The sequence below is a fragment of the Rhodoligotrophos sp. CJ14 genome, assembly GCF_038811545.1.
In the GTDB taxonomy this organism is placed as follows: domain Bacteria; phylum Pseudomonadota; class Alphaproteobacteria; order Rhizobiales; family Im1; genus Rhodoligotrophos; species Rhodoligotrophos ferricapiens.
This window is the reverse complement of the sequence record NZ_CP133319.1, coordinates 4,641,195-4,655,895: the sequence shown is the minus strand read 5'-3', so window position 1 is coordinate 4,655,895 and position 14,701 is coordinate 4,641,195. Positions and strand designations below refer to the sequence as shown.

Sequence of the window (14,701 nt, the reverse complement as noted above, 5' to 3'; positions counted from 1 at the left end):
GGGGCAAACACGGCTCGGTGCTTGCCCCATCAGAGTAGTGGAAAACGGCCAGGACCTTATTCCGGGCTCGGGGTCTTCAAGCCGAACCACAGATCGCGGACCTTGTTGTAATAGATTGTCGGATCGTAGATTTGCACGGGCAGTTTGAGATCGATGGCATTCAAGCGACCCACGGCCTGGAGAAGCTGATAGCTCGCAACCACCGTATTCACCTCGGCCTCAACGAGGCTGACCTGCGCCTGGAAGAGCTCCTGCTCGGCATTCAGCACGTCGAGTGTCGTGCGCGTGCCCGCCTGCGCCTCGAGCCTCACCCCTTCATAGGCCAACCGTTGCGCCCGGACCGCTTCTTGAGCGGATGAAATGGTATCGCGCGCCGCGACGACAGCGTTCCAAGCCCGTACCACCGCCTCGCGCACACTGCGGCGTGTCTCTGCGATTTGCACGCGCGCCTGATTGCGAAGCTGCTTGGCCTGCCGGACGGCCGCATATTCACCGCCACCTTGATAAATCGGCACGTTCACCTCGCCAAGCACAGTGAAGGACTCGCTCCAGGCCACACTGTCCTGCTGGTTTGCACCGTAGTTGTAACCTGCAACAAGGTTCGCATTAGGCAGAAGATTGCCGATCAGTACATCGACCTGAAAACCTTGCTGCTTCTCATTGAACTCTGCCGTGATGACGTTCGGGTTGTTCAGCTCGGCAAGCTCGATGGCGCCGTCGATGCTCTTAGGCAAAAGATGGTTGGCGGTGTCTGGAAAGACGAGGCTGCCTGGCGCTTGGCCGATGATCTGAATATATTGACCAACACTGATCGCCAGATTGGCCTCGGCTGTCGTTAGATCCGATTGTGCCTGGGCCAACCGGGCCTGTGATTGCGCGACATCGGTTCGTGTATTGTCGCCAACCTCGAAGCGGGCCTGGGCCGAGCGCAATTCCTCTTGCAGGGCCTGCACGTTCTTGCGCCGGAGGTCGAGAATGCGGCGGTCGCGGATCACGAACATATAGGCTTGGACGGCGGAAAAAAGCACCTGCTGCTCGGTTGTCGCCAGGGCACCGCGCGCCTGGCGTACTTGAGCCTCGGCACGGCGGGTCTGGTTGATGGTCTGAAAACCGCTGAAGATGGGCTGCTGCAGCTGAATATTGAACTGCCCGGGATCACGTGAGGAGGTGGTTATACCGCCGCCTGCGGCCGCCGGACCTCTGATCTTCGTTCTAACATCGGTGTAGCCATAGTTTCCACTGGCGACCACGGTCGGACGCCAGCCAGACAATGCTTGCGGCACGTTTTCATCGGTGGCCCGTTGCTGAGCCCGCTGGGCAAGCAGCGTCGGATTGCTGGTATAGGCTTTCGCCAGCGCTTCGCGCAATGTCTCAGCTGAGGCAAGGGAAGTTGCGAGCGTCAGGGGGATTGCCACCGCCATGAACAAGGTGACGCGGAGGCCGCAGCGTCGCGCTCCGGCTGCCCGCCTCATCTGACCGACGCCACTAGAGCCCCTCTCAACTGACCGCACAAGGTGCGCATCTAAAGCCATCTCACCACCTCTACCGCCGGCATAAAGCCGCAAGACAACCCGACACCGATCCACTCAACCGACAACCGACCGGCGTAGGGGAGCCTTGACCCCCGACGCGTTCTCCACTTTCGTCACCATGTTTCGACCAACATGGTTAATACATCGCTAAAAAATGAACCCCAGCCGAACCTCAGATCTCTGAAGCAGAATCGAGCCCCTGATCTCCCCGAAAGCACAAACTCTAAAAACTAAAAGGTAAAAGCCGGCACCTTTTTCTCAAAGCCCGCAAGTCTTGCTGCCGAAGCATCGAAGGCAATACGCTGACTTACGGCGCCATTATTGACGGTGAACAAGGTAGCTTTTCCAATTGGCCCATTGTCGATCACCGCAACCAGCCGGCCACCATTCCTCAGTTGCGACAGGATGTTCTGCGGGACTTCCGCGATTTGACCATTGATGACGATCACGTCGTAAGGCGCCTCGGCGGGATAGCCTTCGTTCAGGGCGCCTTCCACCAGCACAACATTTGCCACACCGGCCTGAGCAAGCCGCTCAGTGCCGTCGGAAACGAATTGCGGATTGTCGTCGAGTCCGACCACCGACTGGCCGAGCCGGGCCAAAACCGCGCTCGAATAGCCATAACCACAGCCGATATCGAGGATCACATCGCCCGCGCCTATTTCGGCCAACTGAACGAGCCGAGCAAAGACCATCGGCTCCAGGAGGTAACGCGCATTCGCGCCATCGGAGATCGCCACGTCCTCATCGATATAGGCCAATGGCTGGCGGGCCGCGGCAACGAAGAGTTCACGCGGAAGTTCCAGCATCGCGGTGGTGATCCTGGAATCCGTCACACCGTTCGGACGCAACTGCGACTCCACCATAATCTTCCGCTTGGTCGCATAGTCGATCGTCATAGGCGCTTCTCAGTTTGTTCAGCTTCGATGTTCAGAATTCCCCGTGAAGACAGGAATACCGGAAGGCCTTTCCGACGCCAACCGATATTCGCGCCGCACCCGCGAAATCTGCCAGCAGTCCAGGCTTTCTGCCAACAGGCACCGTGCAGTTGGCGGGGCGAGGGAACCGAATCTCGCCAGATTGGATTGAGATTATGGAGAAGGGCCCGAGGATGCATCCGAGGCCGCTGAGGAGCGTAAAGGAGGCGCTTAAAGTCTCTCAATGGATCTCAGCCATCACTTCGCGGCAATCGCCAATGCGGTCGCAACCGCAGCCGGCAAGCCCATCACCTTCATCTGTTGCTGCTTAGTCATCATCCTGTGGGCGGTCACCGGGCCCCTCATGGGCTTTTCCGATACCTGGCAGCTGATCATCAATACCAGCACCACAATCGTGACGTTCCTCATGGTGTTTCTCATTCAGAACACACAGAATCGGGACGGTGCGGCCATTCAGGCCAAGCTCGATGAAATCATCCGCGCGGGCCATGGCAGAAATCAATTCATTGGAATCGAGCATCTGAGCGATGACGAGGTGGAAGAGTTCCGGAAGCGCTGCGAGCGGGCAGCGCAGAACCACGTCCGCAAGAGAATCTCACGTTGATACCGCGCAATACCGTGGGACATGGTTTGTTGACCGCCGTTATGGCGAGCAGATGTCAATTGAATGACATTGGCCTTTTCCGTCCAGCTTGCGCGGAAATTCGAGAAGCATGGCGCTCCCGACGCGGCTCTCTAATGCCGAGCCCCCGCGATGCAACTCTATCTGCGCAACCGCGCCACCAACTCACCGCCGATCTTCCCAATGAACAGCGACGCCACGATAGCCCCCATCCATTCATCGAGCGGCGGCGGCAGGGCTGCGATGCTCCAGTCTTGCGGAAAGGCGCAAGCCCGGCACCACAGGATCGAATAGACGCACACGGCCGCGAACCATGAGCCCGCCGGTACCAGGAACAGCAGCGGGAACCACCAGCCCCGGCCGGTGCTGATCGCCGCCTGTGCCTTCAGGTACTCGGCAACCACCTCCGTCCTGATCCGCTCGCGCTCGGTCTCGTTGTCCACCTTATGGTCGATGGACGAGAGAATACGGTCGAGTGGTCCGCTGGCGAGCCAGCTGAACAGCCACGTCACGATCGCGAACATCACTCAGGCTCCAAAGCGATAGCGCAGATCCTTGCGCTTCATGATGAGGATCACCAGCGCCATCACCACGATGGCAAAACCCGCCAGCGCCCAGGGATTATCGAGCGCGCCGAGAATGCCGGTGAGCACGCCGCCCGCGGCCGAGGTGAGGCCCGTCCAGAGGGTGGCGTCCTTCACCAGCGGCCGCCCGTCAGGTGCGGCGGCTGTCGGGCTCACATCGACGGGCGGGGGCACGACCACGCCAGCTGCCTGCTCCGCCGCCGCGATCGCATCAAGAAAATTCCGGTGATAACCCGCAATCAGCTTGGCCTTATCGGTGCCGTTGACGATGCGGCGGGCACCGATCGGATCATCCATCGAGGCATTGAAATAGTCCGCCAGCTTCTTGCCGGTGAACAGGCCCCGTGCCATGCCCTCGAGGAGGATCTTCGTCGAGATATCGAGCTCCAAGGCGAGATCGGGCTTGCCGACCAGATCGAGCCCAAGCAGCTCGCCCATGCGCTTGTAATTGTCGAGCCAGGTGAGCTGGACGAAGCCGCGGCCGTAATAGACCTGGCCATTGGCTTGCGGCTTGCCATAGGCGCGCTTTGCCACGATCTTGCGGGCCGCCGCATCGGTTCTGGCAAAGCCCTCGCGCACGGGAGCGAACATGCCGCCGGTTTCGTGATGCACCGTGGCCAGGATATAGGCGAGATGGCGCGGGTCCTTATTGTCGGGCCAGGCCTGCCAAGCGCCGAGGATGGCATTGAGCCCGTCCACCTGCTGCTGGGTCAGCCTGCCGCCGAACGGTGCCCGGCGCACATAGGCGAAGAATGTCTCGCGGTTGATGGTCATGATTCACTCCCAAGCATTCGCATAGATGGGGAAGCCCATTCACGGCCAGTGCTCAGGCGGCGGTCCTGCAACCGCCGCTTCCAACGGTTGGATGGGGTGCAGGGACAAAGGAGCACATCCGACCTCTCGAGCCGGTCCAAAGGACTCGGTCGCGTGCAGTTTCGGAATTCTGATCCTGGCGGATAGGACAGCAGCGGAGAGAAAATATGGGTAACAAACTAACCCGACGCCGATTTTCCGTGGCAGTTGGCGGTGCTATTGCAGCCGGATTGGCTGTGCCCTCTCTATGGTACAGAGCAGAGGACAATCAGGGTCAATCGCTTGCGGGCTCCTCGCTATCTGCGCAACGGGATCAGGCTTTGATCGCACTCCAGCAGCGTCTCACTGAACATCTCAAGAATGTAGTCCGTGAGCGCGACTCCCAACAGGCGCCAGAGGGGTATTCCGCCGTCAGAGCATATATCACTCAGCAGTTTTCCAGGTTCGGCAGTGTCGAAGTCCACCAATTCAAGCATCGGGATCGGCTGCACGAGAACCTCATTTTGAATCTTCCCGGTCAACAAGACGGCGACTTTATTCTCGTCGGCGCCCACTACGACGCCGTACCAGGCTCACCAGGGGCTGATGACAACGGCTCAGCGATCGCTGTCCTTCTAGAACTGGCCAGAGCCTTTTCTATGGAACCGGCCCGCAGTCCGCTCCGCCTCGTGGCGTTCGACGCTGAAGAAGCTGACCGCGGCGGCAGTCGTGCCTACGCGCAAAATATAAAGTCTCGGAATGAACCTCTTGCCTTCATGGTATCACTGGAAATGATCGGGTATAGAGATACTCGCCGAGGCTCTCAGAAGTATCCACCAGGACTGAGCTACTTCTATCCTGATCGCGGTGATTTCATTGCTGTGATTGGAAATCTGCGTGGGTTACCGACAGTTTGGCAGATTGTCCGCTCCATGCGCAGGTTTGTGCCCTGCGAGTGGTTGCCGGTGCCGAATGGCGGACACTTGATCCCCGATACTCGCCGTAGTGATCATGCTTCATTTTGGGACGAGAGCTATAACGCGCTCATGATTACGGATACGGCCAACCTGCGCAACCCGAACTATCACACGGCAAACGACCGGCTCGAAACTTTGGATCTTGCGTTCCTTGCCTCTGTTTGCGCTGGACTGACGGCTGGGTTGCTCCAGCTATGAGGAAAAAGCTCGCCCGACGATCCCCATCCGCCACCTAAACCTCATACCACACCCCGCCGCGGCGGATGAAGGACACCACCACATTGGCCGCCACGGCTCGGTTTGTGCCGGATTGCAGGCGCAGGTTGCCGGTGCCATGCGCATAGGTGGTGGCGGCCGAGGCCTGCAGCCGCACCACCTGCCCGTCCACTCCGTTCACGAGATTGGTGATCATGGCGGGCGGTGCGAAGTTCAGCGCTGAGACGCCATCCACATTGATCGCGCCGTCGCTGCCGCTCGCGTCGAAGAAGTTGGTCCAGCCGGGCGAGCCCGCATAGCCGATCTGGCTGCCCGCCCCGGTCTTGGCAATGATGCGCTCGGCAATGCGCGGGATTAAGGCACTCTGGTTCGCCGTGAAGATCGCCGCATATTGGTTGCGCAGATGCGCCGGCACATTGGTCTCGTCATTGATGAAGTGGCGCACCCGGCCTGCAGTGGTATTGAGGCTCAGGTTCACGAACAGGTTCTGAGATCCCGTCACCCGCAGTGCGTCATAGGCGCCCTCCTGGCGGCTCGACAGGGTGATGCCGAAGCTCGCATTGGTGATCTGGTTCCTTTGCCCCGCCATCACCAGACCTTCCTTGCCGCAGAGCTCGAAGCGGCAATTGCCGATCAGCCCGGCATTGCCCTGCCACAGGCAGCCGAGATCGGCATTCTCGGCCACGCAATTGTCCATGCGGCAATTGGAGACCGGCCCCATGAGGAACGACGCAATCAGCCCCGATTGACTGTCATTGGGGCCTGAATGGCCGGCATGCACATTATCGAACAGGGCATCGGGCCGGTTGTTGTAGATCACGCCGGCATAGTCGGTGAGCGGTGCGCCCGAGAAATCGACGCCGGCCATATAGCCGCGGTTCACATAGACATCGCGCAGCAGCAAGACCTGGCCCTGGTCATTGCGGATCGCCTCGAGGCCGATGCCGCGGAAGCCGCAGCCCTCGATGCTCGGGAATTTGCAGCCGCCCTCGATCCAGATGCCGCGCTGGCGTGCCGCCTCATCGCCAAGGAAGAGAAGGTTGCGGAAGATGAGGTTGCGGCGCGCCTCATCGCTCACCCCATCCTGGGGCACATGGATCATGGCGCCGGTAAAGCTGCTTGCGGCCTTGAGCGTCGTCAGCCGGTGGCTGTTGTCATAGACGCCCGGATTGACGATGCCGGCGGTCAGCACCGGCACCGCACCGAAGATATGCGCGCAAGGCTTGTCGACCACTAAGGGCGCCGAGATGGGATAGATGCCCGGCGGGATATAGAGAGGATCGCCATTGGCAAGGCAGGCGGTGATCGCCGCCTGCAGCCGGTCGGTGTCATCGCTCTCGCCGTCTCCCCTCGCCCGCCACATCCTGGCATTGGGCAGACGGCCGGCCTCGAACAGATTGCCGGAGACGGCAAGGCGCGTTTCGCCTTCGATCACTTGCAGGATGGTGGTCATTGGTCGGCCTCGAATAGGGCGGGCTTCACCACGAGGAAGCCGCGCAGATAGGTGCGCAGGCCCTCAGCGAGGCTCAGCGGCGGATCGAAGGGGGTGGTGAGCCTGAGCTGGTATCTCGTGAGCCGGCCTCTCGGCAGCGCCCGTGTCTCCTCAGGCGTCAGGGCCAGCACGATGGTGCCCTGCGCCGCATGGATGGTGATCCCCTCGCCTTCCCCAAGCTCCAGGTGCCCGCCCGGCCAATCAAGCGCCAGGGTGATGGTGAAGCCGGTGAGGTTGATCGGTGCCTCATGGGCATCCACCAGCACGATCTCCTGGCGCCAGTCATCGCCCGATATCAGCGCGTAGTCTTTTGTTGCCCATCCGGCCATCATCTTCTCACCAATGGTCTTGATGGCCTCGATCATAGCGCCACGCCAAGAGCCGGGGATTAGTTCGGCCATTTGCTGGCGATATGCCGAAGTTCCCGAGGAGTTCGCCGGACGAACACGACATCGAGCCGCCTTATCCGCATCTCATCACCGCGCTGGCGGATTGCGATCTTGCGCGGGCGCACTTCTGTGATAGATATCCCGTCGACGGCCTCGTGGCAGAGTGGTGATGCACCGGACTGCAAATCCGTTTACTCCGGTTCGATTCCGGACGAGGCCTCCAACCTGCCATATCTTGCACTCAGCCCTGCGGTCTGTGCCAATAGGCAACATGAGCAGGCATCCTCTCCTGATTCCCGCCATCTCCGGGCCAAGCGGGCCTATCCGTTCTCCTGCAATAGAAAATCCAAAACCGCTTCGGCATGTGCCATGAGCCGATTTCATGCCAAGATTGCTACCGAGTTAGCTCTAGCAACCACGGCAGCGAGGCAGGTCTAAAATGACACCGCAAGAAGTTCGCGACTTCGCTACGCGCTTAATGGATGAAGTCTGGAGGACATTTGATGATCAGGCCGTCGAGCGGTTCTACCGTCGCGACGTGATCGGGCATCACCGCGAGCAAACACTCGGGTTTGAAGATATTGTGGCGCGTCTGCAGCGTGACGTTGGGAAGTTCGGCGCGCCTGTTTACGACATTGCAGACATCATCGCTGAGCAGGACAAGTTCGCAATCCGCTTTATTTTCAGTTGCACCTTGCTGCCCGCGAACACGCCAATAGCGACCGAGGCGATCTATTTTTATCATTTGCGCGATGGCAAGATCGCCGAGTTCTGGCTTTTGAGCGACACGCCATTCGACTACCGTCAGTAGCACGCGGCCTATGTCGAAGGCTGGCGCGCGCCCAACATAGTGCTCCTCGCCCGATCGGACGCGGCTACAGCGATCTGGCGCCTGAGCCTGCGCGGGTGCGGCAAGCTTGATACTCCCTGGCGAGGCGCTAGTCTGTACCTTTCCATGGCTTGAGAAATGGGGGGCTCTGCGATCGCCGGAAACGCGCATATTGCCACGGCTATTCCGCGCCGGCTCGACCGTCTGCCCTGGAGCCGCTTTCACTGGCTGGTCGTCGTCGCGCTCGGCATCACCTGGATACTTGACGGGTTGGAAGTCACGCTCGCCGGATCGGTTGCGGGCGCATTGCGCGAAAGCCCGGTGCTGCAATTCTCGGCGTCGGACGTGGGTTTTGCCAACTCGGCCTATCTCATCGGCGCGGTCACGGGCGCTTTGTTCTTCGGCTGGCTGACCGACCGCTGGGGACGCAAGCGACTGTTCTCGATCACGCTCGCTCTTTACCTATTAGCAACGCTCGGCACGGCCTTCACCTGGGATCTGACGAGTTTCGCCCTCATGCGCTTCCTGACCGGGGCAGGCATCGGCGGGGAATATTCGGCCATCAATTCCGCCATCCAGGAGCTCATCCCGGCGCGCCGGCGCGGCTGGACCGATCTCGTCATCAATGGCAGCTTCTGGGTCGGCGCGGCACTGGCGAGCGGAGCCTCGATCCTGCTGCTCGATCCCGATGTCATCGATCCCGAATATGGGTGGCGTATCTCCTTTTTCGGCGGCGCAGCGATCGGCCTCGTCGTCCTCTGGCTTCGCCGCTTTCTCCCTGAGAGCCCCCGCTGGCTCGCCACCCATGGCCGTGCCCATGAGGCCGAGCGTGTCATCGAGGCCATCGAGCGGCGGGTAGAAGCCGAAGGCCATCGCCTCGCGCCGATCCAGCCGAGCGAAGCCCATGTCCGCCCTCGCCGTTCAACGCCGATGAGCGAAGTGTTCACCACGCTGTTTCGCGATTATCCCAAGCGGACATTCTATTGCCTGGTGCTGATGGCGGCGCAGGCCTTCTTCTACAATGCGGTCTTCTTCACCTATGCGATGATGCTGACGGACTTCTATGCGGTGCCGAGCGCCGATGTCGGCTATTACATTCTGCCTTTTGCGGCCGGAAATGTGCTGGGGCCGCTGCTGCTGGGTCGCCTATTCGACAGCTGGGGACGGCGGCCGATGATCATGCTGACCTATACGGTGTCTGGCTTGCTGCTCGCGGCGACCGGCTTGGCGTTCCAGGCCGAGTTGCTGACCGCGACCACGCAGACCCTGTGCTGGAGCATCACTTTTTTCTTCGCCAGCGCGGCCGCCAGCGCAGCCTATCTCACGGCCGCCGAGAATTTCCCGCTGGAGATGCGGGCGCTCGCAATTGCGATCTTCTATGCCTTGGGAACGCTGCTGGGCGCCGTTTCGCCCTGGATCTTCAGCCTTCTGATCGAAAGTGGTTCGCGCGATCAGGTGCTTATTGGCTATCTGTCGGGTGCGGCGCTCATGCTCATCGCTGCTGTCGTCACACTGGCTTATGGGGTGGCTGCGGAGCGCAAACCCCTCGAAGAGGTCGCCAGGCCCTTGAGCTGGAGATGAAGCGGATTGGCAGCGCCAATGCCTCGAGAGCAATGAAATCGATAGATGAATAACAACATATCGAGCCAATTCGTTAGTTATTGATCAAATACTGTGTCTTATCCTGCTTATCGATTTCAGATACTTATTTGGAGATCGAGAATGGCAGCCTTACTCCCCTTCAAATTTCTCGGAGATGCATTAGACAATATCTTCGGCGGACACCACGATTCCACGCCAGCGCCTCAGCCGACCGTAGTACCTTCAGTTGAAGCCGCACCCCTTGGACCCGCAATCGTGACGCCTCACGAGCCGTCGCTGCACGAACCGGTCACTCAGGATCCTCATCCTCAATCTGTACCGGATGCTCCCTGGGCTCACTGAGACCGTGAGTCACCCCTGCGGAGAGATCCGAGAGGGGCATTTGCGCTGGTCTGCGGCATTGCACGCCAGCGCTTCACTCATTTCGAAGCTCAAAGCAAACGGACACCGACGCCCGGGTGGCGTCGCCTTATGCGGACCTGATGCAGCTGATGTGGTCCAATCGGACCTTCTCTTATGCATCCGCAGATCAGTTCAATGACGCAGATCAAGCCTTTAGGCGTCCGATCGGACCGGCTTGACACAAGGCTGCTGAGCCGCGGATCTGACGGGTAAGCGATCGGGTGATCAGAGCTCTTTCCGTGCCTTGCGCATGGTTCGTCGATCAAGGCGACGGCGCCTTTTCTTCATGGCCCAGTCAAGCGCTAGAAAGAAGGCGACCCCTACGCAAATTGCAAGCACAGCGTACAGCATCTCTCCCTCCCCGGAGATCGTTCCGCGTGAGAGAGAATAAGCAATCAACGTGCCAATCGTGTGTAGCTCGCATGGAGACCGGGGCTGGTGGGCGTTACATCGGCGCCGCAGTGACGCAATCGCGAGCAGGCCCGCTGCTATTTGGGGCAGGGTTCCTCGGCGTTCGGGCAGATATGGGGCTTTGCCTCGGTGACATGCCGATGCCACAAATGCGGCCAGCGGCGCTTGATGGGCCGGCCAAGAGATACGGTTGCGCGCCGGCGGCCGCGCCGGACGAGCGCCAAATCGAAAGAGAGAACCAAGAGCCCGAGGGGAACCATCCAGAAACCGAGAATCGGCAGAAAGCCGAGTGTTCCCCCAATGACGAGCGCCGCACCGATGGCAATGCGCGCCAGACGGGATCTCGGCAATGGAACGGACTTGTCGCGGTAGCGCAAATGGGCCATGGCAATGATCTAGTGACCGATCATAGCCGCAACAAGACATGGGGGTGGGTGCGCTCATTTTTGTCGGCCGAAATTTGCGCCTTTGCACTTGGCTTTCGCGAGCAGCATTGGTATAGGGGTCGCACTGACGCTGAAGCGGTGCAAGCCGCTCCGTCCATTCCGCGGTAGCTCAGTGGTAGAGCAGCCGGCTGTTAACCGGCTGGTCGTAGGTTCGAATCCTACCCGCGGAGCCATTCTCTTCAACAAATAACCGACACCCGGAGTGCAGCTGCGCTTCACGCATGCGCTTTGTCCGGAGACGGACTGCTCAAGCTCGTTCCCGGGCTACGCTCCCGAGCCTCGGTTCTGCCCGGCCCACTTCGACTAAAGGCTGCCCGTCCTGTGCCGCGCATCTGAGCCGAAAAGGCACACAGCATTTGGCCGATCGATTGCGCGGAGCTATACTCATTCGAGGTTTTGAAGGAGGGTATGATGGCTGAAGCGAAACTTGCCACGAACCTGCCGGACTGGATGGTCGAGCACGCCAGGCGCTATCTCGCGAGCGGTGGAACCGACGGGCATATGTACAAGACCACCCTGCCAGGACGTGGCGAGATCACGGTACCATCGCTGCTGCTGACCACAACCGGCCGCAAGTCTGGCGAGAAGTTCGTGTTCCCCCTCTATTACGGAACCACTGGCAGCAGCTATTTCGTCGTCGCCTCGAAAGGGGGCGCACCCCAGCACCCCGGATGGTATCTCAATATCCTCGCCAATCCCGAAGTCGAAATTCAAGTCGGCACACGCAAGATCAAGGCACGGGGCCGGACTGCGACCGGCGAGGAACGCGCCAGGCTTTGGGAAAAGGCGCTCGAATTCTGGCCACCCTATGCCGAGTACCAGCTCAAGACCGAACGCGAGATACCGGTGGTTGTGCTGGATCCCATCCAGTAGACCTAGAGGCTTTTCGCTTGGCCAAGCCAAGCTAGGCTGGAACCGGGCAACAAGACTGCCGCGGACGAGATGATCGACTGCGCGGCCCTATATTGCCCGGTATAGGCAAGGCCCTGAGCCTATGCTGTCTTGAAGCCCTATGCTAGATCCTACCATTCGAGCGCGGCAGCCGGTCTGTCCTCCAATCGATCTGCGATCTCCTCGGCGATCGAAAGGGAGGAGGTCAGGCCTGGGCTTTCAATGCCAAAGAGCATGATGAGCCTGTCGAGCCCGTGCTCGGCCTCACCTTCGATCACGAAATCGGCGGCCGGCATGCCGGGACCGGTCAGCTTGGGACGAATGCCGCAATAGTCAGGAAAGAGGCTGCCATCCGGCAGGCCCGGCCAGTATCGGCGGATGGCGGTATAGAACTGGCGCGCGCGTTCAGGGTCGACCGTATAGTCAAGCTGATCAATCCATTGAACATCGGGGCCGAAGCGAACCCGCCCGCTCATATCGAGGGTGAGGTGAATGCCCAATCCGCCATCCACGGGCGCGGGATAGATCAGGCGGGAGAATGGCGGCCGGCCGGAATAGCCGAAATAATTGCCCTTCGAGAGCACCAGCTTGGGCACGCGCTCGGCCGGATAAGCGTCTGTTGCCCGCGCAATGGCAGGCGCGCCGAGGCCTGCAGCATTGACCACGGCATCGAACAGCATTTCGCCGGGGCTCGCCCCGCCGAAACGGACCAGCCAGCCTTGCCGAGAGCGTCCCAGCGCCTCGACCGGTGTAAGGAAGGCGATGGCGCCGCCGGCATCCTCGATCTCGCCCTGCAAGGCCAGCATGAAGGCATGGCTGTCGAGAATGCCGGTTTCGGCCGACAGAAACGCTGCCGTACAATTCAGCTGAGGCTCTAGTGTCACCGCCTGTGACCGATCCAGCCATTCCAGGCTCTCGACACCATTGGCGCGCCCCTGGTCGTGGATGGCCGCAATCTTCGCTGCCTCCTCATCCGAGGTCGCCACGATGAGCTTGCCACAGCGCCGGTGGGGGATGCCGTGGCTCTCGCAGAACGCATAGATGCGTTTCCGGCCGGTGACGCAGTGGCGCGCGCGGAGTGAGCCCGAGGGATAGTACATGCCTGCGTGGATCACCTCGGAATTGCGCGAGGAGACACCTGACCCGATCGCGTCGGATGCCTCGGCGACAATCACCTCGTGCCCCCGCAAGGCCAGGGCGCGGCCAGTCGCAAGCCCGATCACGCCGGCGCCGATGACGAGAACGAGCATCTCAGGCGATTTCGAGCTTGGGCCAGGTATCGGCAAGCCGATATCCGGCAGGCCAGGGATCGGCGGGATCGAGCATCAGCTGATGGGTGCCATAGATCCAAGCGCGGCCGCTGATCGCGGGAATGATGGCGGGCGTTGGGCCCACCATTGTCTCCCCTTCGATGCGACAGTCAAACTGAGAGCCGATGATCGAGCGGCCGATGAATCTCTCGCCTGGACGCAACGCCCCGCGCGCATGCAGCACCGCCATGCGCGCCGAGCAACCGGTTCCGGTGGGTGAGCGGTCAAGCTTGCCCGGCCTTATGGCGACCGTGTTCAGGCCGGTCTTGACCCCGTTCTCCTCCGCCACGGGCGCGGTAATCTGGGAGAAGGAAATATGGTCCCAATCGGGGTTGAGCGGATGACGGAAGCCGAGCTGCTCGTTGGCGGCCTTGGTGATGCGCATGCCCGTCTCGGCAAGCTCACGCGCCTCATCGGGCGTGATGGCAAAGCCAAGCTCCCGCCCATCGATGATCACAAAGCTGTCACCGCCATAGGCAATGTCGACCTTCAGCGTCCCTAAGCCTTCAACCTCGAGAGGTGCATCAAGCCGATCAACAAAGGATGGATGGTTGCGCACGGTGATGCGCTCGGCCTTGCCATTCCGGCAATCGGCCAAGATTTCGACCAGGCCGCCAGGGGCTTCAAGCACCAGGCGCGTCTGCGGCTCGGTCATCGGGATGATGCCGGTCTCCAGCAGCACGGTTGCAACACAGATCGCGTTGGAGCCGGACATGGGCGGGGTATCCTCCGGCTCCATGATGATCCAGCCCATCTGAGCTGCGGGATTTTGGGCGGGCACCAGCAGGTTCACATGACGGAAGACGCCGCCGCGGGGTTCATTGAGCACGAAATTGCGCAGGTTCTGATCGCGGGCGATGAAGCGAGACTGCGCCCACAGGGTTTCGCCTGGTGGCGGGGCCACGCCGCCGACGATGACGTCACCCACCTCGCCTTCCGCATGGCAATTGACGATATGAACCACTTTGCTCGTGCGCATCGGGCGGCTCCCCGGCTCGCTTGTGTTCCTCAGGGCCAAAGCAAGCCTATATCACGACTGCGGCCTGACGAATCCCGGTCTTAACTCAAAGTTTTGCAATCGGTAACCGCCATGAGCTATCCTTTGGCCTCCGAGCGACAGATGCCGTCCTTTCCGCCCGTCAGAACCGAAGCAGAAACGGACGCTGTCGGGCGCAGGACCGGTCGTTTGCGCTGCATTTCGTCCGGGCAGCTCTTTCGGCGGGGAATATCGTTGGAAGATTCGTTTCTGTCAGGGCGCGGCTATGGAC

General features: G+C 60.6%; 14 protein-coding genes and 2 tRNA genes. 7 read left to right on the top strand and 9 right to left on the bottom strand.

The features are described 5' to 3' along the window. Positions 1-56: 56 nt before the first annotated feature. A complete protein-coding gene (locus RCF49_RS21710; protein WP_342641865.1) occupies positions 57-1,472 on the bottom strand; it encodes a TolC family outer membrane protein in 1,416 nt (471 codons plus the stop codon). Between the two features lie 290 nt (positions 1,473-1,762). After that, the gene (locus RCF49_RS21705; protein ID WP_342641864.1) at positions 1,763-2,431 is read right to left on the bottom strand and encodes a protein-L-isoaspartate O-methyltransferase family protein; all 669 of its coding nucleotides are present in this window, start codon (positions 2,429-2,431) and stop codon (positions 1,763-1,765) included. Positions 2,432-2,693: 262 nt separating this feature from the next. On the opposite strand from RCF49_RS21705, the gene RCF49_RS21700 reads away from it, so the two are divergent. Beyond that, on the top strand, positions 2,694-3,074 hold the full coding sequence (locus tag RCF49_RS21700; protein WP_342641863.1) for a low affinity iron permease family protein: 381 nt from the start codon (positions 2,694-2,696) through the stop codon (positions 3,072-3,074). A 158-nt stretch (positions 3,075-3,232) separates the two neighbouring features. Here RCF49_RS21700 and RCF49_RS21695 read toward each other — a convergent pair whose 3' ends face one another. Further along, positions 3,233-3,616, bottom strand: coding sequence for a hypothetical protein (locus tag RCF49_RS21695; RefSeq protein ID WP_342641862.1), 384 nt, complete (start codon positions 3,614-3,616; stop codon positions 3,233-3,235). A gap of 3 nt (positions 3,617-3,619) precedes the next feature. After that, positions 3,620-4,450, bottom strand: coding sequence for a glycoside hydrolase family 19 protein (locus RCF49_RS21690; protein WP_342641861.1), 831 nt, complete (start codon positions 4,448-4,450; stop codon positions 3,620-3,622). Positions 4,451-4,656: 206 nt separating this feature from the next. Here RCF49_RS21690 and RCF49_RS21685 point away from each other — a divergent pair, with 206 nt between their 5' ends. Beyond that, positions 4,657-5,643, top strand: a complete 987-nt coding sequence (locus RCF49_RS21685) for a M20/M25/M40 family metallo-hydrolase (protein ID WP_342641860.1) — start codon at positions 4,657-4,659, stop codon at positions 5,641-5,643. A 34-nt stretch (positions 5,644-5,677) separates the two neighbouring features. On the opposite strand, the gene RCF49_RS21680 is transcribed toward RCF49_RS21685, so the two are convergent. Continuing rightward, a complete protein-coding gene (locus RCF49_RS21680; RefSeq protein ID WP_342641859.1) occupies positions 5,678-7,114 on the bottom strand; it encodes a glycosyl hydrolase family 28-related protein in 1,437 nt (478 codons plus the stop codon). Beyond that, the gene (locus tag RCF49_RS21675; RefSeq protein WP_342641858.1) at positions 7,111-7,554 is read right to left on the bottom strand and encodes a hypothetical protein; all 444 of its coding nucleotides are present in this window, start codon (positions 7,552-7,554) and stop codon (positions 7,111-7,113) included. Before RCF49_RS21675 ends, RCF49_RS21680 begins: the two co-directional genes overlap by 4 nt. A 137-nt stretch (positions 7,555-7,691) precedes the next feature. Here RCF49_RS21675 and RCF49_RS21670 point away from each other — a divergent pair. From RCF49_RS21670 to RCF49_RS21660, 3 genes are all read left to right on the top strand, one after another. After that, positions 7,692-7,765, top strand: a tRNA-Cys gene (locus RCF49_RS21670). A 216-nt stretch (positions 7,766-7,981) separates the two neighbouring features. After that, a complete protein-coding gene (locus RCF49_RS21665; protein WP_342641857.1) occupies positions 7,982-8,353 on the top strand; it encodes an ester cyclase in 372 nt (123 codons plus the stop codon). Positions 8,354-8,509: 156 nt separating this feature from the next. Beyond that, entirely contained in the window at positions 8,510-9,952 is a 1,443-nt protein-coding gene (locus tag RCF49_RS21660) for an MFS transporter (RefSeq protein WP_342641856.1), read from the top strand. A gap of 911 nt (positions 9,953-10,863) precedes the next feature. Here RCF49_RS21660 and RCF49_RS21655 read toward each other — a convergent pair. Further along, positions 10,864-11,172 carry a hypothetical protein gene (locus RCF49_RS21655; RefSeq protein ID WP_342641855.1) on the bottom strand — a complete coding sequence of 103 codons (309 nt, stop codon included), beginning with the start codon at positions 11,170-11,172 and terminating at the stop codon, positions 10,864-10,866. Between the two features lie 158 nt (positions 11,173-11,330). On the opposite strand from RCF49_RS21655, the gene RCF49_RS21650 reads away from it, so the two are divergent. Both RCF49_RS21650 and RCF49_RS21645 read left to right on the top strand, forming a co-directional pair. After that, a tRNA-Asn gene (locus tag RCF49_RS21650) sits at positions 11,331-11,405 on the top strand. A 238-nt stretch (positions 11,406-11,643) separates the two neighbouring features. Beyond that, positions 11,644-12,105 (top strand): nitroreductase family deazaflavin-dependent oxidoreductase, encoded by a 462-nt coding sequence (locus RCF49_RS21645; RefSeq protein WP_342641854.1) that lies wholly within the window; start codon positions 11,644-11,646, stop codon positions 12,103-12,105. Between the two features lie 149 nt (positions 12,106-12,254). On the opposite strand, the gene RCF49_RS21640 is transcribed toward RCF49_RS21645, so the two are convergent. Continuing rightward, the gene (locus tag RCF49_RS21640) at positions 12,255-13,373 is read right to left on the bottom strand and encodes an NAD(P)/FAD-dependent oxidoreductase (RefSeq protein ID WP_342644261.1); all 1,119 of its coding nucleotides are present in this window, start codon (positions 13,371-13,373) and stop codon (positions 12,255-12,257) included. 1 nt (position 13,374) lies between these two features. Then, the gene (locus tag RCF49_RS21635) at positions 13,375-14,412 is read right to left on the bottom strand and encodes a trans-3-hydroxy-L-proline dehydratase (RefSeq protein WP_342641853.1); all 1,038 of its coding nucleotides are present in this window, start codon (positions 14,410-14,412) and stop codon (positions 13,375-13,377) included. Positions 14,413-14,701 lie beyond the last annotated feature (289 nt).

Bases quoted from the DNA above. Each gene is read 5' to 3' on its own strand.
- RCF49_RS21710 (WP_342641865.1), bottom strand. From the start codon at position 1,472: ATGAGGCGGGCAGCCGGAGCGCGACGCTGCGGCCTCCGCGTCACCTTG.
- RCF49_RS21705 (WP_342641864.1), bottom strand. From the start codon at position 2,431: ATGACGATCGACTATGCGACCAAGCGGAAGATTATGGTGGAGTCGCAG.
- RCF49_RS21700 (WP_342641863.1), top strand. From the start codon at position 2,694: ATGGATCTCAGCCATCACTTCGCGGCAATCGCCAATGCGGTCGCAACC.
- RCF49_RS21695 (WP_342641862.1), bottom strand. From the start codon at position 3,616: ATGTTCGCGATCGTGACGTGGCTGTTCAGCTGGCTCGCCAGCGGACCA.
- RCF49_RS21690 (WP_342641861.1), bottom strand. From the start codon at position 4,450: ATGACCATCAACCGCGAGACATTCTTCGCCTATGTGCGCCGGGCACCG.
- RCF49_RS21685 (WP_342641860.1), top strand. From the start codon at position 4,657: ATGGGTAACAAACTAACCCGACGCCGATTTTCCGTGGCAGTTGGCGGT.
- RCF49_RS21680 (WP_342641859.1), bottom strand. From the start codon at position 7,114: ATGACCACCATCCTGCAAGTGATCGAAGGCGAAACGCGCCTTGCCGTC.
- RCF49_RS21675 (WP_342641858.1), bottom strand. From the start codon at position 7,554: ATGGCCGAACTAATCCCCGGCTCTTGGCGTGGCGCTATGATCGAGGCC.
- RCF49_RS21665 (WP_342641857.1), top strand. From the start codon at position 7,982: ATGACACCGCAAGAAGTTCGCGACTTCGCTACGCGCTTAATGGATGAA.
- RCF49_RS21660 (WP_342641856.1), top strand. From the start codon at position 8,510: ATGGGGGGCTCTGCGATCGCCGGAAACGCGCATATTGCCACGGCTATT.
- RCF49_RS21655 (WP_342641855.1), bottom strand. From the start codon at position 11,172: ATGGCCCATTTGCGCTACCGCGACAAGTCCGTTCCATTGCCGAGATCC.
- RCF49_RS21645 (WP_342641854.1), top strand. From the start codon at position 11,644: ATGGCTGAAGCGAAACTTGCCACGAACCTGCCGGACTGGATGGTCGAG.
- RCF49_RS21640 (WP_342644261.1), bottom strand. From the start codon at position 13,373: ATGCTCGTTCTCGTCATCGGCGCCGGCGTGATCGGGCTTGCGACTGGC.
- RCF49_RS21635 (WP_342641853.1), bottom strand. From the start codon at position 14,412: ATGCGCACGAGCAAAGTGGTTCATATCGTCAATTGCCATGCGGAAGGC.